The 26,041-nt window shown below is 55.2% G+C and carries 14 protein-coding genes; 11 read left to right on the top strand and 3 right to left on the bottom strand.

The annotated features are described in order from the left end of the window. Positions 1–79: 79 nt before the first annotated feature. From IEY39_RS09525 to IEY39_RS09505, 5 genes are all read left to right on the top strand, one after another. Entirely contained in the window at positions 80–1,453 is a 1,374-nt protein-coding gene (locus IEY39_RS09525) for an alpha-L-fucosidase (RefSeq protein ID WP_188930877.1), read from the top strand. A 10-nt stretch (positions 1,454–1,463) separates the two neighbouring features. After that, complete coding sequence (galA, locus tag IEY39_RS09520; RefSeq protein ID WP_188930875.1) at positions 1,464–3,815, top strand: beta-galactosidase GalA; 2,352 nt, start codon at positions 1,464–1,466, stop codon at positions 3,813–3,815. Then, positions 3,812–4,849 (top strand): sensor histidine kinase, encoded by a 1,038-nt coding sequence (locus tag IEY39_RS09515; protein WP_188930873.1) that lies wholly within the window; start codon positions 3,812–3,814, stop codon positions 4,847–4,849. Before galA ends, IEY39_RS09515 begins: the two co-directional genes overlap by 4 nt. Next, positions 4,824–5,537: a LytR/AlgR family response regulator transcription factor gene (locus IEY39_RS09510; RefSeq protein ID WP_188930871.1), complete on the top strand. Its 714-nt coding sequence runs from the start codon at positions 4,824–4,826 to the stop codon at positions 5,535–5,537. Before IEY39_RS09515 ends, IEY39_RS09510 begins: the two co-directional genes overlap by 26 nt. Before the next feature lie 125 nt (positions 5,538–5,662). Then, positions 5,663–5,845: a hypothetical protein gene (locus tag IEY39_RS09505; protein WP_188930869.1), complete on the top strand. Its 183-nt coding sequence runs from the start codon at positions 5,663–5,665 to the stop codon at positions 5,843–5,845. Between the two features lie 66 nt (positions 5,846–5,911). Here IEY39_RS09505 and IEY39_RS09500 read toward each other — a convergent pair whose 3' ends face one another. After that, the gene (locus IEY39_RS09500) at positions 5,912–8,137 is read right to left on the bottom strand and encodes a T9SS type A sorting domain-containing protein (RefSeq protein ID WP_188930867.1); all 2,226 of its coding nucleotides are present in this window, start codon (positions 8,135–8,137) and stop codon (positions 5,912–5,914) included. A gap of 288 nt (positions 8,138–8,425) precedes the next feature. Beyond that, a complete protein-coding gene (locus IEY39_RS09495) occupies positions 8,426–9,970 on the bottom strand; it encodes a putative Ig domain-containing protein (RefSeq protein ID WP_188930865.1) in 1,545 nt (514 codons plus the stop codon). Between the two features lie 128 nt (positions 9,971–10,098). Between IEY39_RS09495 and IEY39_RS30080 the strand changes: the two genes are divergently transcribed. From IEY39_RS30080 to IEY39_RS09465, 5 genes are all read left to right on the top strand, one after another. Beyond that, positions 10,099–12,591 carry a glycoside hydrolase family 2 protein gene (locus tag IEY39_RS30080; protein ID WP_188930863.1) on the top strand — a complete coding sequence of 831 codons (2,493 nt, stop codon included), beginning with the start codon at positions 10,099–10,101 and terminating at the stop codon, positions 12,589–12,591. A gap of 4 nt (positions 12,592–12,595) precedes the next feature. Then, positions 12,596–14,917, top strand: coding sequence for an alginate lyase family protein (locus IEY39_RS29755; protein ID WP_229688846.1), 2,322 nt, complete (start codon positions 12,596–12,598; stop codon positions 14,915–14,917). Between the two features lie 62 nt (positions 14,918–14,979). Then, complete coding sequence (locus IEY39_RS09475; RefSeq protein ID WP_229688845.1) at positions 14,980–16,353, top strand: alpha-L-fucosidase; 1,374 nt, start codon at positions 14,980–14,982, stop codon at positions 16,351–16,353. Between the two features lie 139 nt (positions 16,354–16,492). After that, positions 16,493–19,615: a SusC/RagA family TonB-linked outer membrane protein gene (locus IEY39_RS09470; protein WP_188930861.1), complete on the top strand. Its 3,123-nt coding sequence runs from the start codon at positions 16,493–16,495 to the stop codon at positions 19,613–19,615. A gap of 19 nt (positions 19,616–19,634) precedes the next feature. Further along, the gene (locus tag IEY39_RS09465) at positions 19,635–21,347 is read left to right on the top strand and encodes a RagB/SusD family nutrient uptake outer membrane protein (RefSeq protein ID WP_188930860.1); all 1,713 of its coding nucleotides are present in this window, start codon (positions 19,635–19,637) and stop codon (positions 21,345–21,347) included. Between the two features lie 19 nt (positions 21,348–21,366). Here the strand turns inward: IEY39_RS09465 and IEY39_RS09460 are convergent, their stop codons facing one another. Beyond that, positions 21,367–22,611 carry a glycoside hydrolase family 88/105 protein gene (locus tag IEY39_RS09460; RefSeq protein WP_188930859.1) on the bottom strand — a complete coding sequence of 415 codons (1,245 nt, stop codon included), beginning with the start codon at positions 22,609–22,611 and terminating at the stop codon, positions 21,367–21,369. 124 nt (positions 22,612–22,735) lie between these two features. Here IEY39_RS09460 and IEY39_RS29750 point away from each other — a divergent pair, with 124 nt between their 5' ends. After that, the gene (locus IEY39_RS29750) at positions 22,736–26,032 is read left to right on the top strand and encodes a rhamnogalacturonidase (RefSeq protein WP_229688844.1); all 3,297 of its coding nucleotides are present in this window, start codon (positions 22,736–22,738) and stop codon (positions 26,030–26,032) included. Positions 26,033–26,041 lie beyond the last annotated feature (9 nt).

The raw sequence follows: 26,041 nt of genomic DNA, 5'->3' as shown, positions 1-26,041 counted from the left end.
ACGGTGAAGCGCATGGGGGACAAGGGTAGTTTTGGGGGTGTGGGGAGGGTGGCTTAATTTCGGCGCAAACAATTGCCACATGAGACGACGCTTATTGCTTGTGCTTGCCTGTACCTGGCTGTCCGCGACGGGACTTTTTGCCCAGGCCTACCAGCCTGACTGGGCATCGTTGGACAAACGCCCGGTACCGCAATGGTACAAGGATGCCAAGTTCGGTATCTTTATTCACTGGGGGGTGTATTCTGTTCCGGGGTATAGTAAGAAGCGGGAATATGCCGAATGGTACCAGTATGGCCTCAACCACAATGATACGGCGCGTATCCGCTATCACAAGGCTAAGTTTGGCGATCTGACGTATTATCAGTTGGCCGATCAGTTTAAGGCCGAGCTGTACGATCCGGCGGAATGGGCGCGGGTGATCGAGGGATCAGGAGCGAAGTATGTTGTTCTGACCTCAAAACACCACGATGGATTTGCCAATTGGCCGAGCCAGGCTACTGCACTTGCCTGGAGTATGCCATGGAATGCGGGGGTGACGGGGCCGCACCGTGATCTGCTGGGCGATCTTTTTGCCGCGCTGCGCAAGACTTCGGTCCATCCAGGGATGTATTATTCCCTTTACGAATGGTTTAACCCTATCTGGCTAAATGATAAGCCGCGTTATGTGACGGAGTATATGTTGCCGCAGATGCACGATCTGATCAATACCTACCACCCGGATGTTTTTTGGACGGATGGGGATTGGGAAGCCAGCGATACGCTGTTTCATTCCCGGGAATTCCTGGCGTGGCTTTATAATGAGAGTCCTGTAAAGGACCAGGTGGTGACCTACGACCGGTGGGGGAAGGGTATCCGGTTTCATCACGGCGGTGTTTATACGCCGGAGTACCAGCCCGACCTGGATTTCAAGGACCATTATTTCGAGGAGAGCCGCGGGATGGGATTTTCCTATGGGTACAACCGGGCGGAGGATTCGTGGGATTATAATTCTGCCCAGTCGCTGGTGTTGGCGCTGATCGACAAGGTGAGCCGCGGTGGGAATTTTTTACTGGATATCGGTCCGGATGAACATGGCAAGATACCTCCTATCATGGAAGAGCGGTTGCAGCAGATGGGGCATTGGATGTCTATTAACAGCGAAGCCATTTATGGGGCGGTGCGGTGGAAGAAGGTGTCACAGGGGGATTCGGTGAAGGAATGTTTTTTTACGTATAGTCCTGAGCGGAAGGATCTGTATGTGCTACTGCCCAGGTGGCCGTCGGGCGGGAGGTTCGTAGTCCGGGACCTGGCGTTGCCGGCGGGGACGACGGTGGAGCTGCTGGATACGAAGCAGGCGTTGACGTGGAAGGCGGTGGGGAAGGATGTGGAGATACGGCTGCCGGCGTTCGATCCGAACAGGATGACGAGCGAATATGTCTATGTGATCAAAATTCATTCGATAAACAATAAATAAACAGACCAGAATGAAACAGTTGTTTTTTTTGATGGGGATGTTGGTGGTGTCGGCCGGCGTATTGGCGCAAGAGCGGCAGCGGATCAGTTTTGATGAAGGCTGGAAATTCCATTTGGGGGATGCCACCGATCCGCACCGGGATTTCAATTATACGATTGGCAATATCCTTGCCAAGACAGGGGATGCAGCGAATACCTGTATCAAGATGGATTTTGACGACCGGGATTGGACGCCGGTGAGTCTGCCGCATGACTGGGCGGTGGGTCTGCCTTTTAACCATGTGCACAACGGGGATGTCGATGCGCATGGGTATCATGCCGTTGGCGCTCTCTTCCCCGAGAACAGCGCCGGCTGGTATCGCAAGGCCTTTATGGTAGACAGGAAGGATTCGGGAAAGCGGTTTGTGATCCAGTTCGATGGCATCTTCCGGGACAGTAAGGTATGGGTCAACAACTGCTATATGGGCGGCCATTTCAGTGGCTATAGCGGGGCGGCTTATGACATCACCGACTTTTTGCGTTATGGCGGGAAGAATGTGATCGTGGTGCGGGTGGATGCCAGCCAGTATGAGGGCTGGTTCTATGAGGGCGCGGGGATCTACCGGCATACGTGGTTGAATGAATTCGACAATACGCATTTTGCGTTGAATGGGGGAGTGTATGTACATACGGCTTCGAAGGGGGAAGATGCCGAGGTGACTATCGAGACGAATATAGAGGGTAGTGGAGCTGAGACGGTGTCGGCTTCTATTCTTGACCGGAAGGGTGAGATGGTGGCAAAGGGGGATGGCGGCGCGACTATTGCGTTGACGGTGAAGAAACCGGTGTTGTGGTCGCTGGAGAATCCTTATCTCTACCGGGCCGTAGTGTTATTGCACAGCGGTGGCCGGGTGATAGACAGCCAGACGGTGCGTTTTGGTATTCGGACGGTGACGGTGGATAAGGACAAAGGGCTTTTCCTGAATGGAGTGCCGGTGAAGATACAGGGTGTCTGCTGTCACCAGGATCATGCTGGTGTCGGCAGCGCGCTGCCGGATTATCTTCAATATTACCGCATCGGGTTGTTGAAGGAGATGGGTTGCAATGCCTACCGCACCAGCCATAATGCGCCGACGCCGGAATTGTTGGATGCCTGTGACAGCCTGGGGATGCTGGTGCTGGATGAGACGCGGCTGCTCAACAGCGGGGCGGAATATGGGGCGGACTTCGAGCAGCAGATCTTGCGCGACCGCAACCATCCGTCGGTGTTCATGTGGAGCATCGGTAATGAGGAATGGGTGATCCAATACTCTGTTACGGGGAAGCTTATCGCCCAGCATCAGATAGACCGGCAGCGGCGGCTCGATCCGTCGCGCACCTGTACGTATGCGGCCAATGTCGGTAATGTATGGCATGGAGTGAATGAGGTGATCCCGGTGAGGGGTTTCAATTATAATCTGGGTGGGCTGGATGCCTATCGCAAGGAACATCCGGATCAGCCCATTATGGGTACGGAAGTGGCGAGCACGGTGTCTACGCGGGGCATCTATATCAAGGATACCGTCAATGCCTATGTGCCGGATTATGATAGTGTGGCTCCGCCGTGGGCGAGTACGGCCGAATTCTGGTGGCGTATCGCTGCCGAGCGTCCATGGTTCATGGGTGGTTTTGCGTGGACGGGTTTCGACTACCGGGGCGAGCCTACACCTTTCCAGTGGCCGGATATCAATTCGCATTTTGGCATCATGGATATGTGCGGGTTTCCGAAGACAGTGTATTATTATTACCAGTCGTGGTGGACGGACAAGGATATGGTGCATATTGCGCCGAACTGGAACAGGACGGGCAAGGAAGAAGGTAAGCCTGTGGCGGTGTGGGTGAACACGAATGCAGAGAATGTGGAGCTTTTCCTGAATGGGAAGAGCCTGGGAAAAAAAGAGATGCCGCGAAATGGGCATCTGGAGTGGATGGTTCCGTATACGCCGGGCAAACTCGAGGCGGTGGCGTATAAGAAGGGAAGAAAGATAACGGCGGTGGAAGAGACGACGGGTGAGGCTTACCGGATCGTGGTGTCGTCTTCGTCCGGCGGAGGTGTTACGGTGTACAATTGCGCGGTCGTTGACAAGCAGGGCAAGGAAGTGCCGGATGCGCAGAACCTATTGCATTTTTCTGTGAGCGGGGGAGCCCGCATCATCGGGGTAGGGAATGGTGATCCGAGCAGTCATGAGGCCGATCAGTACCCCGAGGGGGGCTGGCAGCGGCATTTGTTCAATGGAAAATGCCAGGTGATCGTGCAATCGACGGGAGCAGCGGGGCCGGTGGTGTTTACTGTGACGGGTGAGGGGTTGGTAGCGGCGCAGATGAAGGCCGGCGGGGGTCAATGACAATGATGGTGACGTCCAGCGAGATAAGAAAGCAGGTGTTGGTGGCGCTGTATTCTTCGGTCGCCATCAGCCTGCTTACGACTACGCCGGTGTTTATGATGACCCGGCTTTCCTTTGGGATTTATCCCTGGGCATTGGTGTTCACTGCCGTGCTGGCGCTGGTGATGTGGGGATTGAATATCGGGCTTTTTTATTTTACAGCGGGTGGGGGGCGTGGCAGTCGATGGGTGAGGTATGTGGGCAGCTATGTGTTGTGTATGGTGTTTTCGATGGGGATATTTCATGGATGGCAGTCCCCGGGGATCAATGGCGGGCTCACGATGCGGGGGCGGGGATTCTATTTCCACCTGATCTTGTTCTTTTCGGTGGATACGGTATTGCTGATCATTCAAGACCTGGTGGTGACGCGATGGAGGAAGGCAGCGGTGGAGCTGGAGAATGCGCGGCTGCGGGCGAGCAATATGGAGGCGATGAACCAACAGCTGAAGCAGCAGATACAACCACATTTCCTGTTCAATTCGCTTAGTACGTTGAAATCGCTGATCCGCCATTCTCCTGCGGCGGCGGATGAATACCTGATGAAATTGTCTGCTTTCCTGCGAAGGGCGATCGATCATCCCGGGGAGGTGGTTACGGTAGGTGAAGAGCTCGCGCTTTGCGTCGATTACCTGGAGATGCAGCGGATGCGATTTGGCGAGGCGTTGCGGTTCTCGGTGGAAGTACCAGCCGGGATGCAGGGGTTCGATGTGCCGGTGTTTGCGTTGCAGCTGCTGATAGAGAATGCCATAAAGCATAATGTGTTGACAAAAGAGCGGCCATTGTCGATACGGGTAGTCGGGGAAGGGAGGGTAATAACGGTGATAAATAATTTGCAGCTGCGTGATGGGGGCGAAGGGAGTGGAACGGGTTTGGCGAATTTGCGCGAGCGATACCGGGTGTTAGGGGGTGGAGAAGTTGTCGTCGTGACAAGCGCCACTGAATTTTCTGTCAGTATAACCGTGTTGCAACATGAAGATCGTGATCATAGAAGATGAGCCATTGACCGCGAGGGATCTGGCGGCTTGTATCGTGGCAGCCGAGCCTTCGGCGGAGATTGTCGCCAGCCTTGCTTCGGTGGGGGAGGCGACGGCCTGGTTTGCCCGGCATGAGGCGCCCGACCTCATTTTTAGTGACATTCAGCTGGGGGATGGGAAGTCTTTTGTGGTGTTCGAGCGGTTGATGCAGCTGGTGCCGGTGATCTTTTGTACGGCCTATGATGCTTATGCGCTGGAGGCTTTCCGGGCGGCGGGGATCGATTATATCCTGAAGCCGTTTGATGAGAAGAGTGTGGGATCGGCGCTGGAGAAGTTTAGGGCGTTGAGAGGGGCGCCGGCGGTCTCGAGGGGGACAGGGGCGATATTGGTTTTTTATAAAGAGAAGATATTGCCGGTGAAGGTAGGGGATATTGCGTTGTTCTATTTACAGAACGAGCTTGTGCGGTTGGTAACCTTTGAAAAGAAAGAATATATTGTCAATAAGCCGTTGGAGGAACTGGAGGGGCTTGCCGGTGGGGCTTTCTACCGGGTGAACCGGCAGTTTTTGGTGAACCGGCAGGCGATAAAGGATGTGTCGCAGTATTTTGGACGGAAGCTGTTGGTCAATCTTTGTTTTTTGTGGGAGGAGAAGATTACGGTCGGGAGGCTGAAAGTGAATGATTTTTTAGGTTGGCTGTCGGGCAGTTGAGGGTGGCAGCTGGTCATTTCCCCTTGTATTTTGGCTATTCCGGGAGGATGTAGTTGTCTGCGGGTATGCGGGCGGGTATTTTCGTGCCGATAGGTTCCTATTTCTTCATTCTTAAATTGATGATCATGAGTACGAAGATTGTACTGATCGGCGCCGTGTCGGTGCTGGGCGTTGGTGCGGCGTTGCATCATGCGCATTATTGTCCGTTGCAGCATATGCTGACGGCGATGCATCAGAAGAAAGCGACTACGGCTGTTGCCAAGACAGTCACGCCTCCGGCAGCAAAGAATGCGGTGGCGATGAAGTAGCATGCAATGGTGAGGGCGTCTCAAAAGTAACTGAGACGCCCTCTAATCTTATCGATCAAACTACACTTAGTGTCCAGGCATCACCAACACCTTACTGGTATACACTTTCCCATCCACTCTGATCATACAATAATGGATACCTGCTCCAAGCCCGCCGGGGCCCAGCGTCAGCTTGTAGCTCTGGTTGGCCTCTACCGTATTCTGGAATAGCACCTGTTCCCGCACCCCAAGTGAATTATAGAGCTCGACGCTCACCTGGCTCCGGGAAGGCGACTGGAACTCGACATAAGCGACCGTGCTCACCGGGTTGGGATACACCTTATACGTGAAGGCGGTTGCTGTCTGAGGATCCTGCCCACCCTGTGCAAAGGTAGCAGCCTTTCCCGTCGTCAACGCCCGCGCCACACTGGAGCAGCCCGTTAAATTCGCAGATACATAGGTCGAAGCATTCGTACTACACCCGTTGCCCGAACTGGTTACTGTCAGCACATACGTTCCGGAGTCGGTAGCCGTTGTAGACACCTGCTCAGGATCAAAGAATCCGTTCGGACCCGACCAGCTATATGTCACATTCGACGTCGTGGAATTGCCCGTCAGCGTTACTGTAGAGACAGTACACGTGATCGGACCGGAATTCGTAGCCGTCACCCCTGCCGGGGTAGCCGTATCCGCCACTACCGTGAGCTGTTTGGTGGCCGTACAGCCATCGGCAGGGTTCGTTACGGTGAGATTATATACGCCTCCCAGCGTTGCCGATGCCGACTGCGCAGCCGAAGTGAATCCACCCGGCCCTGTCCAGGCATAGGTAGCGCCGGAGGTGGCAGAGTTTCCTGTTATCGTTACACTCGTGGTGAAACACGATATCTTGTTCGATACATTCGCCGTCACCCCGAGCGGAACAGCAATGTTCTGTGTCACCGCGTTGGCCGTGGCGGCAGTAGAACAGCCGTTGTTGGGGTTGGTAACCGTCAGGACATAGCTTCCCGGCGCCGTCACCGTCGCCGATGCACTGGAGGCGGAGAAGCTGTTGGGGCCTGTCCAGCCATAGGTAACACCCGACGTCGAAGAGCTTCCGGTCAGAACGACATTCGGCGTGCTACACGTAAGCGTAGCATTGGCAGATACGCTGCTCGTCGTTATTGCCGTCGGATGCGCTGTATCCTGCGTTACGATGGCTGCAGCGGTAGAGGAGCAGCCATTGGTTGGGTCCGTTGCCGTTACTGTATAGGTACCCGGCGCCGACACGGACGTATTGGCACTTGTGGCCGTGAACCCATTGGGACCCGTCCAACCGTAATTGGCTCCTGCTACGGAAGAGTTGGCAGTGCAGGCGATACTGCTGTTGGTACAGGTCAATATACCCGAGGCAGTAGCCGTAACTCCCGCAGGCGCAATAGTATTCTGCGACACGGTGGTGGAGGCGGTCGACGTACATCCGGTGGAAGTATTAGTCGCCGTCAGGGTATAGGTACCGGCAACTGTAGCAATAGCCGAAGCCCCCGTAGCTGTGTAACTGCTGGGTCCTGTCCAGGCATAGGTGACACCCGAGGCAGTGGAAGAAGAGCCACTCAACCCAACGCTGGTGGTGGAACAGGTCAACGGACCATTATTGCTGGCCGATACACTGGCCGGTGCCGTGATATCCTGCACTACAGTGGTAGGATTCGATGTGGAACATCCGGTGGCAGTATAGGTAACCACCATTGCATAGGTGCCGGGTACACTGACGGTGGGAAATGCATCCGTTGAGGTGTAGCCATTGGGTCCTGTCCAGGAGATAGTGATACCCGTGTCAGAGCCAAAAGGGACGAGGAGCGAGACGCTGGTGTTAGAGCAGGTCAACGGCCCGGTATTGCCGGCCGTCATACTGGGCGGGGCTGTCGTATTCGAAGTGACAGTTACACTGGCGCTGCCCGTTTTCCCGGAGTTGGTACCCGTCACGGTGTACGTACCAGCCGTGCTTACCGTCACGCTGGCCCCCGTAGCCGTAAAGCTGTTAGGCCCCGTCCAACTGTAAGTGGTAGTACCCGAGGCTGATGTTCTGGCCGTGATGGTCGTCGACGGATTTGTACAGGTCACCACCCCCGAATTAGTGGCCGTTGCAGTGACAGTGATGTGGGTCCAATTCCAGTGATCAATCGTTCCGATCCTGGGAGCCTCCGCATGATTTCGGACAGAATGACGCTCCTGTCCCCCCGGCGAGGCGAACAGCGGTTTCCCTATCAAAGAAGAAAGCAAAATAAAAGATATAATGACTAGATTATACCTTCCTTGGAGTAACGATAACTTCATATGTATTGGTTTGGTTTAACGGGGAGGTTGGAATAATGATAACTATATACCATATACGATGAAGCAAAATTCCGATTTTTATATCAGTCAATAATGACCGCTGCGTCCCAGAAAGCAACTACTTTTGATATGTGAGAATGGGAAAATATGTAATAGGAGAATATTCATAGCCGTGATAGGCTGGATTGTAGTAAAGAAATGTATAGTTTATAAATAAATCTTTACCTATCATCCTTAGGGTAAGTCGTCCAATAAATGGGAGGCCGTCCCCTCATCATTTTGCGGGAGCTAATTCTTTCGGAGCGTGATGAGGATGACGCCGTGGCGGGGGACGTCGGCTACGAATTGGTCATCGAAGACGCCGATGTCTTTTTGCCGCCAGAGGTCGCGGGCGATATGCTTGCCCGTGATGCCGAGATCGGACCAGCGGACGACGACCTGCTGCGTGGCGGTGGAGTCGCCGGGATTGAAGAGTCCTACTGCCTTGCTGCCGTCTGTGAGGTCTTTGGCCATCACGCCGGCTTCGCCCTGGAGGGAGACGACGGTTGCCTGTTTGCCGAGCGGGTCCTGGTTGAGGGCCAACACTTCGTCGTTGGTGAGCAGGCTGAGGGTGAAGGTGTCCAGTTTGGTGAGGTCGCAGCCCAGCAAAAGCGGTACCGACATGAGGCACCAGGCGCTGACGTGGGTGTATTGTTCGTTGCGGGTGAGCATGGTGGGACGCGGGCCTTTGCCCCAGCCGACATAGCCGACGATCATCATATCGGGGTCGTTCCAATGGCCGGGGCCGCCATAGGGCGCCCATTTATCCTGGGTGAAGAGGCGGGATTTGAGGGACTTCCAGTTGTCGCGGATGTCACCGCCAGTGCGCCAGGCGTTGGACCATTGGGCCCAGTCGGCGACGCCGGCAAAGGGCGCGCTGTTGGAGAGGCTGAGGACGACGTCGCGGCTGCTGTTGCGGAGGGCTTCGTACATGGCTTTTGTTTCGGGCAGCTCGATGGGATTCCAGTCGTATTTCAGATAGTCAACCCCCCAGGCGGTGAACTGTTGGACGTCGTTGGACAGGAAGGAATATGTTCCGATGGCGAAGGGCAGCTGTTTTTTGTTGCGGGGGATGTTCTCTTTTGTACGTTCGAAGGTGCCTTCCTGATTCATCGCCGAGCCACCGATGTGGTGGCCATAGGATTCCACCCAGGGCGTGGAGTAGATGCCGATCTTTAGCCCGAGGTCGTGCACCTCCTTACAAAGACCGCCCATATCGGGGAAGATGGTCGAATCGGGGAGGATGCCGTGATAAGCTCCGCCGCGGGCACCCTGCCAGCAGTCGTCGATATTCATATAAGTCCAGCCATGGTCGATGAGTCCGCTTGTCACCATGGCTTTTGCGTTGGCGGCAACGAGAGGCTGGGTGATCTTTGACGCATAGATGTTCCAGCTATTCCAACCCATCGGTGGGGTGAGGGCGATCTTTTCGCCGACGACCAGTTGGAACGACCGATCGGCATGGCCGGCTTTGTTGCGCGCGTGGAGCGTGAGTGTGTAGTCGCCGGGGGTTGTTATGGAACCGGAGAGGCGGCCGGTGGTTTTGTCGAGATGAACGCCGGCCGGGAGTTTGTCGGCGGTGAACTGCATGGGTCGCATGCCGGTGGTAGGGATGGTATATTCGATGGGGTGGCCCGGCCTGACGCCGAAGACGGATGGACCGTTGATCCGGGGGGCAGGTCCAGCCGCGGGGGTTAGGATGAGCGTGGTGTCGTCTGAGGGGCTGTAAACGGATTGTGCATTTGCTGCTGTGGCAGCGAACAGGATCAGGTAGAGTAAGATGCGGATGGGCATGGAAATCGTTATTTGTGGGATAAAAATAAGGGATTGGCGGGCGTGGTGGAGGGAATGCCAAGATAGGTTAGAAGAAGGGTAATTGGAGGATGTGACGGATTGGCTAAAATGCCTTTAATTGCGGTGTGATGATCCTACGCTACTTTGTTTTCACGGCCCTGTTAGCGGCGGCAACCGCTGCCCGGGGGCAGGAATCCATTCGTTTGACTGCAAATTGGGAGTTTATCCGCCAGGATCTGGGTGGGGTATGGGAGGCCGTGAGACCCGGGAGCGGCGCAGACGCTCTGGCCGGAGGCCAATCGTCGAATCGGGGTGGGCCGGAGAGCGTGCCGGTGTGGCAGCCGGTGACCCTTCCGCATTGTATCAATGCGCGGGACGGGGTCGATCCGGACGGGAATTATTACCAGGGGCCGGCCTGGTATCGAACGATGCTGGCGGTGAAGAACCCGTATCCCGGAGGAAGGGTGCTGTTGCACTTTGAAGGCGCGGGGCAGGCTACCGATGTATTTGTGTTTACTACCAGGGTGGGGCGTCACATCGGTGGTTATGATGAATGGACAGTGGATATTACGGATGCGGTGGCGGCTTTTCGCCGCGATTCGGTTGAAGTGAAGCGATTCAATGATTTGATCCCGGTGGCGGTGCGGACGGATAACAGTCGCGATGCGGAGCGGATACCGTCTTCGATGTCTGATTTTACTATTTATGGGGGATTGTACCGATATGTCGATCTTGTGTATGTGCCGCCGGTGTCGTTTGCCGGGGTGTTTGCCGATGCGATGGTGGAGGGGGCGACCGGGCGTGTGGGGGTGAGGGCCTTGGTGTACCGGCCGACGGCTTCACGGGTGGCGGGAATTTCGTTTCTGTTGAAAGATGCGGCAGGGAAGGTGGTGGCGATGAAGGAAGCGGCGGTGGGTGAGGGGGATACGCTCGATCTTGGGTCGGCGGTGGTGAAGGCGCCGCGGCTGTGGACGCCTGACCGGCCCGAACTGTATACGCTGGAGGCGATGGTGAGGGATGGTAACGGCGGGGTGTGCACGTATACAACCCAGATTGGTTTTCGGAGCTATCAGTTTGCGGATCATGGGCCTTTTTTGTTGAATGGAAGCCGGTTGTTGTTGCGGGGCACGCACCGGCATGAGGATGCGGCGGGGGAAGGGGCGGCGATGACAGAAGAGGAGATGCGGAACGAGATGATACTGATGAAGGAGATGGGAGTAAACTTTATCCGGCTGGCGCATTATCAGCAATCGCCGATTGTCCTGCATTTATGCGACAGTCTTGGCATTCTTGTATGGGAGGAAATACCGTGGTGCCGGGGCGGGCTTGGCGGGGCGAGGTACCAGGAGCAGGCCAGGCGGATGCTGACGAATATGATCAGCCAGCATTATAACCACCCGGCGGTGATCCTTTGGGGTCTTGGTAATGAGAATGACTGGCCGGGGGATTTCCCGGATTTCGATAAATCGACAATCAGGGATTTTATGAAGGGGCTGAATGCGTTGGCCCACCGGCTTGACCCGGGGCGGAAGACTTCGATACGCCGTTGTGATTTTTGCAGTGACATCCCCGATGTGTATTCGCCATCGATCTGGGCGGGGTGGTATCGGGGTGTCTTTACCGAATACCGGGCTTCGACGGAGGAAGAGTTTAAGAAAGTTCCTCATTTTTTACATGTGGAATGGGGTGGTGACAGTCATGTGCGGCGGCATTCGGAGAATCCTGATAAGGCGTTGTTGCATGTGCGTGGCGGACAGGGGACGGATGAGCGGACGGGGGATGCCTCGCTGTATGGCGGGGCGGCGCGGGTGTCGAAGGATGGGGATTGGAGCGAGACCTATATCTGTAATCTTTTCGACTGGACCCTGAAGGAGCAGGAGAAGATGCCCTGGCTTACGGGGACTGCGCAGTGGGTGTTCAAGGATTTTTCCACGCCCTTGCGGCCTGATAATCCCGTACCTTTTGTCAATCAGAAGGGGGTAGTAGAGCGGGATGGGGCGCCGAAAGAAGGATATTATGTTTTTCAATCGTATTGGGCGACGAAGCTGATGGCGCATATCTATGGTCACAGTTTCCCGATGCGTTGGGGGGATGAGGGTGAGCAGAAGATGGTGAAGGTATATTCGAATGCAGCCGAGGCGGAGCTTTTTGTCAATGGGATGAGTGCGGGGGTGCGAAAGCGGAACAGCCAGGATTATCCTGCCGCGGGGCTACGCTGGGCGGTTATTTTCCGTCGGGGAGAGAATCGGTTGTTTGTGGTTGCGCGGCGAGGGGCGGCCGTAGTGAGGGATTCGGTATCTTTTCAGTACCAGACGGAGAAGTGGGGGAAGCCGGCAAAGATGGAATTGACCCGGGTTGGGGATGGTGATACGGTGTGGGTGCGGGTGCGGTTGGTGGATGCTGCCGGGGTGCCTTGTCTCGATGCGGCCAATTGGGTGCGTTGGGGGCTGGCGGGTGATGGGCGGTTGATCGATGATCTTGGGACGTCGACGGGGTCGCGGTATGTGCAGGCTTTTAATGGGGTGTCGATGATCCGGGTTGCGATGCGGCGTGGGCGGTCGGTGGTGAGTGTAGCGGTGGATGGGCTGCCGACGGGATTTTTGAATCTATCAAAGAATTGATAATATGAGAAAATTATTGTTTTTGTTATTTCTTGCGGGTATCCAGGTGTTGGGTGCAAAAGCACAGGATGCTGTGGTGATTAAGACGTTGAAGGCTTCCATTATGAAGGAGGCGGCAGAGGCGATGAAAGAGGCGCCGGTGACCGTGACCGCGGCGCATTCCGAGCGGAGTGCGGGAGGGAGGCATGATTTTTTTTCCGAGGCCGATTATTTTTGGCCGAACCCGGCTTCACCCGATAGTCCTTATATCAACAAAGATGGTCAGACCAACCCGGGCAATTTTGTCGCGCACCGGCTGGCGATGATCCGACTGAGCCGGTTGGTAGGGGGATTGGCGTCGGCATGGATGATCACCCACGACGACCGGTATGTGCGGCAGGCGTTGGCGCATTGCAAGGCATGGTTCGTCGATACGGCCACGATGATGAATCCTGATCTGCAGTTTGCACAGGCGATCAAGGGGAGGGTCACGGGGCGGAGTTATGGGATCATCGACACGATCCATCTGATGGAGGTGGTGCAAGGGTTAGAGACGATGGAGGCATCGGAGGCCATGGATAAGGACTTGCTGGAAAAGATCAAGGCCTGGTTCTCGCGGTATCTGAGCTGGCTGACCAGCCATCCCTATGGCCTCACCGAGATGAATGCCGCCAATAACCACAGCACCTGCTGGTTTATGCAAGTGGCGGCTTTCGCACGGTTTACCGGGAATGACGGGTTGTTGAACTTCTGCCGGACGCGTTATAAGACGGTGCTGTTGCCGAAACAGATGGCGCCGGATGGCAGTTTTCCGCTGGAGCTGAGGCGTACCAAACCCTATGGGTATTCGCTTTTCAATCTCGATGCAATGGTGATGCTCTGCCAGATATTATCGACACCGGGGGATGATCTCTGGCATTTTCAGGCGGACAGCGGGAAGTCTATTGAAAAAGGCATCGGGTATTTGTATCCGTATATTGCAGATAAGCGTAAATGGCCGCTGAAGCCTGATGTGATGTACTGGGATCAGTGGCCGGTGGCGCAGCCGGCGCTGGTATTTGGGGCTTTGGCCTTTGGGCGGAAGGATTGGCTGGAGACGTGGAGGAAGCTGGATCATATGCCGGAGAATGCGGAGGTGATTCGGAATCTACCGGTGCGGCATCCGCTTATTTGGATGAAGAAGGAGCCTTCGCCGGTGGATATGAAGGCGGTGATGGCGGATGTGGAGGCGCAGACAAGGGTGATGTTGAAAGAGATTGATTCGGTGAAGCCGGGTGGATCGGGGGCTTCGGGTGGCGGGGCTGAGCCGGGGAGCCTGCCATTTTCGCCGCGGACGATCGAGAACGGACGTTTGAAGCTGGTGGCTTCGCGGGATTGGACGAGCGGGTTTTTCCCCGGAGAACTCTGGTTCCTGTATCATTATACGGGCAATCCGGAGTGGGAGAACCAGGCTATGCTCTTCACCGCCGCGATGGAGCGGGAGAAGACCAATGCAACGACACATGACATGGGGTTTAAGATCAACAGCAGTGTGGGTACGGGCTACCGGTTTTCGCATGATGTAAATTATAAGGCGGTGATGATCGAGGCGGCGCGGACGTTGTCGACGCGGTTCAATCCGAAGATCGGGTGTATCAGGAGTTGGGACCATCACCGGGAGCTGTGGCAGTTTCCCGTCATCATCGACAATATGATAAACCTGGAATTGTTGTTCGAAGCGACGCGGCTAAGTGGTGACAGTTCGTTTTATCGTATCGCGGTGAGTCATGCCAATACGACGATGAAAAATCATTTTCGGAAGGATTATAGCAGCTATCATGTCGTGGAGTATGATACAGTGACGGGGCAGGTGCGGCGGAAGATGACCTGGCAGGGATTTAGCGATTCATCGGCGTGGGCGCGGGGGCAGGCCTGGGGCTTGTATGGGTATACGATGTGTTACCGGTATACGCATGATGCGCGTTATTTGATGCAGGCTGAGCATATCGCGGCGTATATTTTGCATCATCCGCGGTTGCCGGCGGATAAGGTTCCTTATTGGGATCTTGATGCGCCAGGGACGGACCAACCGCGGGATGCATCGGCGGCGGCGGTGATGGCGTCGGGGCTGTATGAGCTGAGCGGGTATAGCCGGATGGGGTCGGAATACCGGTCGGCGGCGGATGCGATGCTGGTGAGCCTGACGAAGGACTACCGGGCCCCGGTAGGTTCGAACAGGGGATTTATTCTGTTGCATAGTACGGGAGGTAAGCCTACGAATACTGAGGTGGATGTGCCGCTTTGTTATGCGGATTATTACTACCTGGAAGCGCTTGAGCGCAGCGGGGATGCCAAAATAGTTGAATGATTGGTGAGATGGGGGAAGCCGGGATAGGGGAAAATGTAGTTAGTTGCAACAAATTGATGCATATGAAAAAATTTTTGCTTGTAGGATGTTTTATGATGGGGATGATAGCGACGTTGGCTGCACAGACGCGGGACAGTTTGACGCGGGATGAGCGGATGGCGTGGTGGCGGGAGGCACGATTCGGGATGTTTATCCACTGGGGCGTGTATGCGGTACTTGCGGGAGAATACGACGGGCATACGATCGGCAGGGCTTCGGAGTGGATCATGAACCGTGGGAAGATACCCGTTGCGGAATACCAGAAGGCGGCGCGGCGCTTCAACCCGGTGAAATACGATCCCGATGCGTGGGTGCGGATGGCGAAGGATGCGGGGATGAAATATATCGTCATCACGGCGAAACACCACGACGGCTTTGCGCTTTTCCATACCAAAGCGAGTAAATGGAATATCGTCGATGCGACGCCTTATGGAAAAGACCTGCTTAAACCATTGGCGGCGGCCTGCCGGAAGTATGGGCTCAAACTTGGTTTCTATTATTCGCAGGCGCAGGACTGGAACAATCCCGGTGGGGCTGCTGCCCGGAAGGTGACTTCTGAAGGCTGGGCCAATCCTGACAGCACGACCATCGATGCATATACGGCTGCACATAATGGTCACTGGGACCTAACACAAACGACGGATTCGATGGGGGATTATATCGACAAGGTGGCTGTTCCCCAGGTGAAGGAACTGCTGACCAATTATGGGGATGTGGCCGTTTTGTGGTGGGATACGCCCACGGGGATGACAGATGAATATGCCGGGAAACTGCATGCGCTGCTGGCTATGCAGCCCAAGATCATCACTAACGACCGGCTTAAGCGCCCGGATTTCCCCGGCGACTATAAGACACCCGAGCAGCGGATCCCGAATCTCAGTGACCTGGACGGCAAGGATTGGGAGACTTGTATGACAATGAACGGAACATGGGGTTTCAAGGCATCGGATCATAACTGGAAGTCGACGAAAACGCTGATCCATAATCTGGTGGACATCGCTTCCAAGGGGGGTAACTACCTGCTTAACGTTGGGCCGACGGCTGAGGGAGAAATACCTCAGCCGAGCATCGATACGTTGAAGATCATCGGGGCCTGGATGAAGGTGAATGGGGAAGCCATCTATGGTACTACGGCAAGCCCGTTGCAGCCGTTGGCCTGGGGCCGGTGTACGAAGAAGACACATGGGGGGGCGACTACGCTTTATCTGTCGGTGTTCGACTGGCCGGCAAACGGGAAGCTAGTGGTGCCTGGCGTAAACGGGGAAGTAAAGAAGGCGAGCCTGCTGGCGGGGGGTAGTACATTAACGACAGAGAAGGGAGCGGATGGACTAGTTATAAATGTTCCGGCGACGACGCCGGATGCAAATGCTTCGGTTATCAAGGTTGAGTTGAAATAGCGGATCATATTGCAATAGGAAAGCGCGGTTGACAATCTAGTTGAATAAAAAGCAATTTGGGCGAAAGCGGCGAGGCTAAATTATAGCGTAGTTGCAGGTAGTTACAGATTGCTTTTTTTATTTAACTAAAACTGCTCGTATGAAAAGTTCAAAGTACGCTAGCCTGCTTTGTATCGCGCTGCTTTATTCCTTCCTCCTTTCCGCCCAGGAGATCGCGGTGAGTGTCCGGGGTACTGTCCTAAGCGCCAATGGTGAGCCGCTGGCGGGTGTGTCCATTATGGTGAAGGGCACCAGTCGTGGGGCAACGACGGGCGCAGATGGTTCCTTCAGCATTTCCGCACCGGCGAATAGCACCCTGGTGATTTCTTTCACCGGGTATGCTTCCAAAGAAATCAAGGTGGGGGCGGGTGCGCAGCAACAATTTCACCTGCAGCTGGATGAAAAGAAAAACGACCTCGACCAGGTGATCGTGGTAGGGTATGGCACGAGGCGCAAGTCGGAGGTGACGGGGGCTATCGCTTCGGTGAGCGAGAAAGCCATCCAGGATGTCCCTTCCGCCAACCTCAGCCAGGCCATGCAGGGGCAGGCTGCGGGTATCGATATCGAGAAGAGCAAGGGCAACAGCCATCCCGGCCAGTCCCCCACCATTCTGATCCGCGGGACGCGATCGGTGAAGGCGGGTAATGGTCCATTATTCATTGTCGATGGCATTCCCTTCGAAGGCAGCATCGATGACATCAACCAGGACGATGTCGCGTCGATCGAAGTGCTGAAAGATGCTTCTTCCACCGCTATCTATGGTTCGCGTGGCGCCAATGGGGTGATCCTCGTGACGACCAAGCGGGGCAGGGCCAACAGTAAGGCCAGGGTGACGTACAGCGGGTATGCGGGTTTTACCAAATGGCTGGGTGAATACCCGATGATGAACGGTCCACAATACCTGCAGCTGAAGAAATGGGCTACCTATCTCGGCAACCCGGGTGTTTATACGAGTGTGGACGATCCGAATCTTATCAATGGATCGCTTATCGCGTTGGCGCCGGAGGAAAGACAGGGCATTGCTATGGGGCGGAGTACGGACTGGCAGAAGCTGGTGTACAAGACGGGTATCAGCACCGATCATCAATTGGGTGTCCTGGGTGGGACGGACAATACACAGTATGCTATGGGCGCCGGTTATTATGATGAGAAAGGGGTTTATCCCGGTCAGGAATTTACGCGGTATACGCTGAAGCTAAGCGTCGACCAGAAGTTGGGTAATTATATCAAAGTAGGGCTTAGCAGCTTGAATACGTATTCGATCACTCGCGGTGAGAGTGTGAATCCGATGGGGCAGGCGTTGCGGGCCAGCCCGCTGGTGTCGCCATATGACAGTACGGGCAAACTCATAAACAATTTCCTGCCGGGCAGCGCCAACCAGGTGTGGAATCCGCTGGCGGACTTTTTGCCGGGGAATTCGGTGGAGAATCGCAACCGGCTTGGTACTTTCTCAACGGTGTATGTGGAGTTGAGTCCGATGAAAGACCTGAAATATCGTTTTAATGGAGGGGCGGAGGTGAGGTCGGATGTGTATGGGAATTTTTACGGAAGGTATAGCACTTATAATCTCGGGGTTCAATCTACGGCCGAAAATGCTACGACCCAAACGACGAGTTATACGTTGGAGAACCTGTTGATCTATGACAAGACTATTGCGCGACTGCATAAGGTCAACTTTACGGGTTTGTACAGTTTTCAGAAATACAGCAGCCAGAATCAGCAGTTCAATTATACGAGTGTGTTATCGGATCAGGCCCAGTATCTCAATCCGGCGTTGGGTTCCAATTTTCAGGCGACGAACAACACTGACAATAGCAATACGCAGAACGGGGCGCAGACCTGGGTGCTGATATCCTATATGGGGCGGTTGAACTATACCTTTAACGATAAATACCTGCTGACGTTTACGATGCGGTCTGACGGGTCGTCGAGGCTTGCGCCCGGCAACAAATATCATGTCTTCCCATCGGCGGCCGTTGCGTGGAATGTGATCAAGGAGCGGTGGCTGCAAAGTCATTCCTGGTTGACCAATCTGCGGTTGAGGGCCAGTTATGGGGAGGTGGGTAACCCGGCCATCGGCGCCTATCAGACGCTGGGTTCGCTGGCTACGCAGACCTATAACTACGGGTCGACGAATACGACGGGGCTTTATCCCTATTCTTCACCCAATCCGAATTTGAACTGGGAATATACTGCGACGGCCAATGTAGGTGTCGATTTCGGATTCTTCCAGAACCGGCTGTCGGGGGGCATCGATCTGTATCATTCCTATACCCGGGACATGATCATGCCCGTGACGCTGCCTGCGAGTTCGGGTATTCCTGCACAGATATTGACCAATATCGGCAAGAGTGAGAACAAGGGTATCGAAGTGCATGTCGCCGCCGATATTATCCAGCCACATACCAACCATGGGGTTTCCTGGAGTGCGGATGTCAACTTCTATCTCGATAGGGGGGAGATCACGCAGCTGTTACCCAGCATCACGACAACGCTTGACGGTAAGCCGGCGGATATTGCCAATAAGTGGTTTGTGGGGCGGCCGATAGGCTCGTTCTATGACTATGTACGGACGGGCATCTGGCAGGCTACGTCGCAGGATTCCGCTGCCGCCAAGGCCCTGGGGCAGACTATAACGGGGCCGAAATCGGTGATCGGTCAGGCCAAGATACTCGACCGGAATCATAACGGGCAGATCGATGCGGGTGACGAGGCTATCGTCGGGACACCGCAACCGAGTTGGGAAGCGGGGATGACCCAGCGGATAGCTTATCGTGGGTTCGATCTTACGGTCGTGGCTTTTGCGCGGGTTGGCGGCACCATCGAGTCGGCGTTGTTCGGTGCAGGGTTTGCGGCCACGATGCAAGGCAATTACAATAATGTCAATGTTCCTTACTGGACGCCGAAGAACCCGACCAATCGCTGGAGTTCGCCGAATTCGGCACAGACCAACCCGCCTTATCACTCGACGTTTGCGTATTTCGATGGCAGCTTTTTGAAGATCAGGAGTATGACGCTTGGCTATACGTTGCCGGTTACGATGGTGAAGACGATCGGGATGCGGTCGGTGCGGTTCTATGCAACGGCGAAGGACCCCTTTATTCTTTTCTCACCTTACCGGAACACCTATCACGGTATAGATCCGGAATTGACGGGTACAACAGATAACCTTAATACGCCGGCCACGTGGTCGATGCTTTTTGGGGTGAATGTTGGCTTTTAATCCATTAAAATTTAAGAAGATGAAAAATATTGTAATGTTAGCGTTTGCGGGTCTTGGGTTGTTGGCCTGTAACAAGCAGTTGGATGAAAATCCGCAATCGATCGTGACGCCGGCCTTTTTTGCCACGGCGCAGGGCTTTCAATCCGGGCTGGATGCCGCTTATGGCGGGATGCGGAATCTCTGGGGGACGGAGAACCTGTTTACGATGACCTGTATCGGGACGGATGAATTTATCACCGGTAATGATGGGACGGGCAACAACATCAACTACTACAGTAGTGGGTATACGCCTTCCGACGGTCATGTATCGGGCATCTGGAACCCCTGTTATACCTTTATCAACGACTGTAATGGATTGGTCGACTATGGGCCGAAGATCACGGGTCTGGATTCGGTGACGCGCAACAGGATGATGGCGGAGGCGAAATTCCTGCGGGCGAATTATTATTTCGTGCTGGTGCAGTTTTGGGGCCCGGTGACGTTGAACCCGCATTTCCAGGCTTCGCCGACGACGGCTGCGCAGCGTAACCCGGTAGCTGACGTCTATAATTTTATTATCCAGGATTTGCAGGATGCCATCGCGGGCCTTCCGGCCAGCCCGGTGCAAGGTGGGGTATTACCGGGTAAGGCGACGGCTGCTGCTGCGCGACATTTGCTGGCTAAGGTATACCTGACGCGGGCGACATCCCCGGCGGCGCAATCGGATGACTACCAGAATGCGTATAATACGGCTGCGTCGCTGATCAACAGCAGCGCTTCGCTTGGGCTGGGGCTGCTGCCCGATTTCGGGAGTGTATTCGCAGAGGGCAATGAGACCAACAAGGAAGTATTGTGGACGGTGCAGCATACGACGGCGCTGGCTTATAACGGATCGCCCTTGCAGAACAGCAGCGGCAATGACAATGTGCTGGTGCATATGTGGGTGCCCAAGTATGAGACCTTTGTGCCGGGGATGCAGCGGGATATCCTTGACGGGCGGCCGTATATCCGGGCGATCCCCACGCGCTGGCTGACGGATACGGTCTTTAAAGACAAGGTCAATGACACGCGTTGGAACAAGACCTTTCAGACGGTGTGGTATTGTAATAATGCGGGGAGTATTCCCAAGTGGCCCAACCCGGTGCCGCCGGGAGTCAATCCCGCATTGGCGGGCAAGCCCAAATTTGCGCTGGGGGATACCGCCTGTTATATGCCGGGCTATGATGTATCGGATGCGACTATTGCCGCGACGCGGTATCTGCTGATGCCTCCGCGTAAATACAATATCCAGATGGGGCCGTATATGCGAAAATATGTCGATACGCACCGGCCGGATATGAATGCGCCGTCGATTCGCCCGGTGATCGTCTGGACGTTGTCGGAGACCTATCTTATTGCGGCGGAGGCGGCGATGCATTTGGGTAATACGCCGCAGGCGGTGAGCTATATCAATACCATCCGCGAGCGGGCGGCTTATCCGACGGGGAATGTCGCGGCGATGGATATTACTGCGGCGCAGGTGAGCCAGGATCTTATCCTTGACGAGCGTACCCGGGAGCTTTGCGGGCAGATGGTGCGGTGGTGGGACCTGGTGCGGACGCATCAGTTGTTGCCGCGGGTGATCGCGCACAATTCGGATGGGCGATTCAATATTATACCGAAGGATACGCTGCGGCCTATTCCGCAGACACAGATCAATGCGGTGACGTCGGGGCCGGCGTATGGGCCGATGGGGGATGCGTTGTGGAATTAGCATAATAAAAGAAAAGGCCTTAGCGGGCCTTTTCTTTTGCGAGGATGAGTTCGGTGCCGGCGAGGAGGAAGGCGCCGAGGCCGTGGGTATCGTTTGTTTCGCGGGGGCGAGAGTAGTAGAAACGGATGTTCTCTTCGACGTTGGTGCCGATGCAGATGTCGGTTACCTGGCCGTCAGCGGTCACCTTACGGGACAGGCCATCCCAGCCGTTGAGGGCGATGGAGAGGTAGTGGGGGCTGATCCAGCCTTTGTTGACTGCGTGGGCAACGGTATAGATGAACATCGCGGTGACGGAGGATTCCATATAGCTATCGGGTTTGTCGAGCAGCTGGTGCCACATCCCCGTGCTGTCCTGGTACCGGGAGAAGCCGACGATCTGGCGCAGGAGCATCTTTTGGAGATGGGGGCGGCGGGGGTCATCGGCGGGAAGCGCGTCCAGCAGGGCGGTTTGCGCCAGGGCGACCCATCCGTTGCAGCGGCCCCAGTGTGCGACGCCGTTGATGTTCTCGTCGTTGTAGAAGACGTGGAAATAGAGGCCGGAGGTGCTGTCATAGATGTAGTGATTGAAGGCTTCTACCTGCTGAACGGCGAAATCGAAGTAGCTTTTGTCGCCGGTGATCTTGCCCATGCGGGCCAGGAAGGGAACGCTCATATACAGATCGTCCGCCCAGAGGGTCATCTTACGGGGACCAGTACGGGCGAGGGTGCCATCGGGAAATTTTACCTGCCGATTGCGAATATAATCGCCTACGCGTTGGAGGTAGTCCATGTAGACGGGGTTCTTGTCAAAAGCATATACTTCGAGCAGGCCCGCTGCCATGGAGCCGCAGTCGTCGAGGGAGTTGATCTTTAGTACGGGCCGCCATTCTACGCTGGTGGCACCACCTTCGTATTGTTTTTTGAAGTAGTCGAGGTTGCTGAAGATGAAATCATAGTTCTTCCGGGCGTAGTCGGAGTATTTAGCATCTTTCAATACGGCGGCAGTCTGCATCATTCCCACGGCGAGGACGCCATTGACGTATTGCCATTTATTGAATTTGCTTTCTGCTTTTATATCGGGTGTGGCGGTGAGGCCTTTGGTCGTGGTGTAGGTTTCGTTCGTTTTATTATTGACGAAGCGGAAGGTGGTGGTCTGGAGGATGTGGTCGGCGACGCGGCGTACCAGGGTTGCGGGATCGGCGTCTAATGATTCTGTCTGCGCGGTGACGCCGCCGAGTGGGATGGTGAGAAAGAGGATGAAAAGCAATCTTTCGAGTCTATTCATAGCTGATGATTTTAGCCTAAACTTCCGACATTTTTACCTGCTACGGAAACGGATGCCAGAATTGTTGAATAGATTGCTAATCGGGTGGCCTCGGCGTGCCCGAATTATTCTTCAATTGCATGTTATGAAAAAGTTGTTCGTTGCTGCTGTTCTTTCCCTGCTTTTTGTTTTGCGGCTTTCTGCTTCACCTGGTCCCGCTTCGAAGGGCAGCCTGGCCGTAAGCAGTCCGGATGGCCATCTGTCTTTTTATTTGTCCATGGGGGAAGGGGACCTGCTTTTTCGGGTGGAGGCCGATGGCCAGCGCCTGGTGGAAAATTCTCCCTTGCGTTTCCTGCTGGATGGACGGCAGCTGACCGGCGGCGTGGTTCTAGCGGGCACTAAGAAATTTACGATGCATGACTCATACGATTGGGTGGGCGCCCATACGCCGGCGGTGAATGATTGCAATGGGCTGACGTTGCAGCTTGTGAAGGGTAAGACGGCTTTTACGCTGGAGATTCGGGTGTTTAATGACGGGGCGGCGTACAGGATCGTCGTTCCGGGAGGACCTGCGGTTGAGCGGATCCCGGATGAAGCCACGGTTTTCCGGCTGCCGGGGGATGCGACTATCTGGTATCACGATATTACGGGTCACTATGAGGGCGAGTACGTAAAGAAACGACTCGCAGATGTGCAGGCGGAGCAGTGGGTTGCCCCACCTGCCACGCTAAAGTTACCTTCGGGGTTTTATATGGCAATCACGGAGGCTGATCTGCAACGCTATAGTGGGATGGTGTTGCAATCCGATGGGAAAGCCGGTTTGGTGGTAAGACTGGCAAGCCACCAGCCGGCTTCTCATCCTTTTGTGTTGCGCTATTCAGCCGATGATGTGGCCAGGCTGGCGAAGCCAGCCGTTGTCAGGGGGACGATAGCCACTCCCTGGCGGACGATGATCATCGGCAAAGATCTGAACACGATGGTGAACAGCGATCTGTTGCACGATCTCTGTCCGCCGCCGGACCCGGCGTTTTTCCCGGAGGGGGTGCATACGACGTGGTTGCGGCCCGGTCGTGCGGTGTGGAAGTATCTCGATGGCGGTGGCGATGGGACGCCGGAGGTGATGAAGCAATTTACGGATGAGGCGGCCCGACTGGGGTTCGAGTATAATATCCTGGAGGGTTTCTGGCGTAAATGGACGGATGAGCAGTTGAAGGATCTTGTCGATTATTCGCGCAAGCGGAATGTAGGCATCTGGCTTTGGGTGCATAGCAAAGAGTTACATGATACGGTAGCGCGAAAGGCCCTTTTTCAGCATTGTCATGATCTGGGGGTTGCGGGACTGAAGATCGATTTTTTCGATCATGAGGCAAAGGAGGTGGTCGATCTGTATGACGCCATTTTGCGAGAGACGGCTGCGCTTGGATTGCTTGTCGATTTTCATGGCAGCAACAAGCCGACAGGGTTGTCGCGGACCTTCCCCAATGAGATGACGAGGGAGGCGGTGCGAGGGATGGAATCGAGCCGGCTGGCGGACAGGGCGACGCATGAGACGACACTACCTTTTACCCGGTTGCTGGCCGGGCCGGCGGAATATACTGTTGTCCATTTTGGCGAGCGGCGGAGGAATACTTCTACGGTTAATCAGATAGCCAGCGCCGTTATCCTTGGCGGGGAGCCGATGCTGACGTATGCGGCGGATCCGGAGAAACTGCTGGCGAGTCCGGCGGTAGACCTTATCCGGGCGATTCCTTCGGCATATGATGAGACGGTGGTGTTGCCGGGGTCGGAGATCGGGAAGCTGGCGGCTTTTGCGCGGCGGAAGGGGAAGGAATGGTTTGTGGCGGTGATGAATGGGGCTACGCCGGGGAAGGTGCGGATACCGCTGGATTTTTTGCGGAAGACGGTTGGCGATGGGGGGAGAGTGGAGGCGATGATTGCGAGTGATCCGGTGGGTGGGAAGACGGATTCGTCGGGGGGCATCGAGGGTGTCGAACGGAGCCGCGTGTCGTATTCGCCGGATGATGTGGTAGAGCTCGATCTGGCGGCGGGTGGGGGATGGCTGGCGAAGATGGTTGAGCCGGTTGCTGCCGGCGCGGTATATAGTGTGCGGGATTTTGGCGCCCGCGGGGATGGAAAGACCAACGACCGCGACGCAATCGAACGGGCTATCGATGTCGCAGCGGCTTCCGGTGGCGGACAGGTGTACTTCCCGGCAGGCAATTATCTCTCCTATACGATTCATCTGAAAAGCAATATTTGTCTTTATCTCGAGCAGGGCGCTACGCTTATCGCGGCCGAGCCTGTCGACAAAAAGGGTTATGATCCACCCGAGCCCAACGCCTTTAGCCAATACCAGGATTTTGGCCACAGCCATTGGATGAACAGTCTTATCTATGGCGAGGGCTTGCATGATATTTCCATTATGGGGCCGGGTCGCATCTGGGGCAGGGGGCTTACGCGGAGCACCAATGTTCCGGAAGGCGGCGGCAACAAGACCATTGCGCTGAAGCTTTGTTATAATGTGATAATACGTGATGTTTCGGTGCTGCATGGCGGGCATTTTGCCTTGCTTGCCACCGGTGTCGACAATCTCACGCTGGACAATATGAAGGTGGACACCGATCGCGATGGCTTTGACATCGACTGTTGTAAGAATGTGCGGGTGTCCAATTGTACGGTGAATTCGCCGTTTGATGACGGGATATGCCTGAAGAGTTCGTTTGGACTCGGTTATGCGCGGGCTTGTGAGAACGTGACGATCACGAATTGCCAGGTTAGCGGATATGATCTTGGGAGTCTGCTGGATGGGACGTTTACGCGGAATTATCGGCGATACAGCGACAGTACGACCACAGGGCGGATAAAGATGGGAACAGAGTCCAATGGCGGGTTTAAGAATATCACCATCACCAATTGTGTGTTTGACTATTCGCGGGGGCTGGCATTGGAAACGGTGGATGGCGGTTTGCTGGAGGATGTCACCATCAGCAATATCACGATGCGGGATATTGTCAACGCGCCCATTTTTATTCGCTTGGGCGCGCGGATGCGGGCACCGGATAGTATGGCGGTGGGCGCCTGCCGGCGGATCATCCTGAGCAATATCGTTGTCTACAACGCAGATCACCGGCATGGCTGTATCATCAGCGGGATACCGGGGCATCCCATCGAAGACCTGCGGATGAATGATATCCGCATCTATTATAAGGGGGGAGGGACGGCGGAGATGGCGGCCCGGAAGGTTCCTGAGTATGAAAAAGATTATCCCGAGCCCTATCGGTTTGGGGTGATGCCGGCATACGGATTTTTTGTGCGGCACGTAAAGCAGTTGCACATGCGTGATGTGGAGGTGAGCTATATGAGCCCGGAGGCGCGCCCGGCGTTTCTGTTTGATGATGTGGTTGGGGTGACGCAGGAGGGGGTGAAAAGGAGAACGGACTAATTGTCCGTT

The sequence above is a fragment of the Puia dinghuensis genome (assembly GCF_014642875.1).
Lineage (GTDB): Bacteria > Bacteroidota > Bacteroidia > Chitinophagales > Chitinophagaceae > Puia > Puia dinghuensis.
Note: the sequence above shows the minus strand (reverse complement) of the source record. Positions and strands in the feature narration are given on the sequence as shown.

Coding starts and splice junctions, on each gene's coding strand:
- IEY39_RS09515 (WP_188930873.1), top strand. CDS start 3,812: ATGACAATGATGGTGACGTCCAGCGAGATAAGAAAGCAGGTGTTGGTG.
- IEY39_RS29755 (WP_229688846.1), top strand. CDS start 12,596: ATGAGAAAATTATTGTTTTTGTTATTTCTTGCGGGTATCCAGGTGTTG.
- IEY39_RS09470 (WP_188930861.1), top strand. CDS start 16,493: ATGAAAAGTTCAAAGTACGCTAGCCTGCTTTGTATCGCGCTGCTTTAT.
- IEY39_RS29750 (WP_229688844.1), top strand. CDS start 22,736: ATGAAAAAGTTGTTCGTTGCTGCTGTTCTTTCCCTGCTTTTTGTTTTG.
- IEY39_RS09510 (WP_188930871.1), top strand. CDS start 4,824: ATGAAGATCGTGATCATAGAAGATGAGCCATTGACCGCGAGGGATCTG.
- IEY39_RS30080 (WP_188930863.1), top strand. CDS start 10,099: ATGATCCTACGCTACTTTGTTTTCACGGCCCTGTTAGCGGCGGCAACC.
- IEY39_RS09525 (WP_188930877.1), top strand. CDS start 80: ATGAGACGACGCTTATTGCTTGTGCTTGCCTGTACCTGGCTGTCCGCG.
- IEY39_RS09505 (WP_188930869.1), top strand. CDS start 5,663: ATGAGTACGAAGATTGTACTGATCGGCGCCGTGTCGGTGCTGGGCGTT.
- IEY39_RS09475 (WP_229688845.1), top strand. CDS start 14,980: ATGAAAAAATTTTTGCTTGTAGGATGTTTTATGATGGGGATGATAGCG.
- IEY39_RS09495 (WP_188930865.1), bottom strand. CDS start 9,970: ATGCCCATCCGCATCTTACTCTACCTGATCCTGTTCGCTGCCACAGCA.
- IEY39_RS09500 (WP_188930867.1), bottom strand. CDS start 8,137: ATGAAGTTATCGTTACTCCAAGGAAGGTATAATCTAGTCATTATATCT.
- galA (WP_188930875.1), top strand. CDS start 1,464: ATGAAACAGTTGTTTTTTTTGATGGGGATGTTGGTGGTGTCGGCCGGC.
- IEY39_RS09460 (WP_188930859.1), bottom strand. CDS start 22,611: ATGAATAGACTCGAAAGATTGCTTTTCATCCTCTTTCTCACCATCCCA.
- IEY39_RS09465 (WP_188930860.1), top strand. CDS start 19,635: ATGAAAAATATTGTAATGTTAGCGTTTGCGGGTCTTGGGTTGTTGGCC.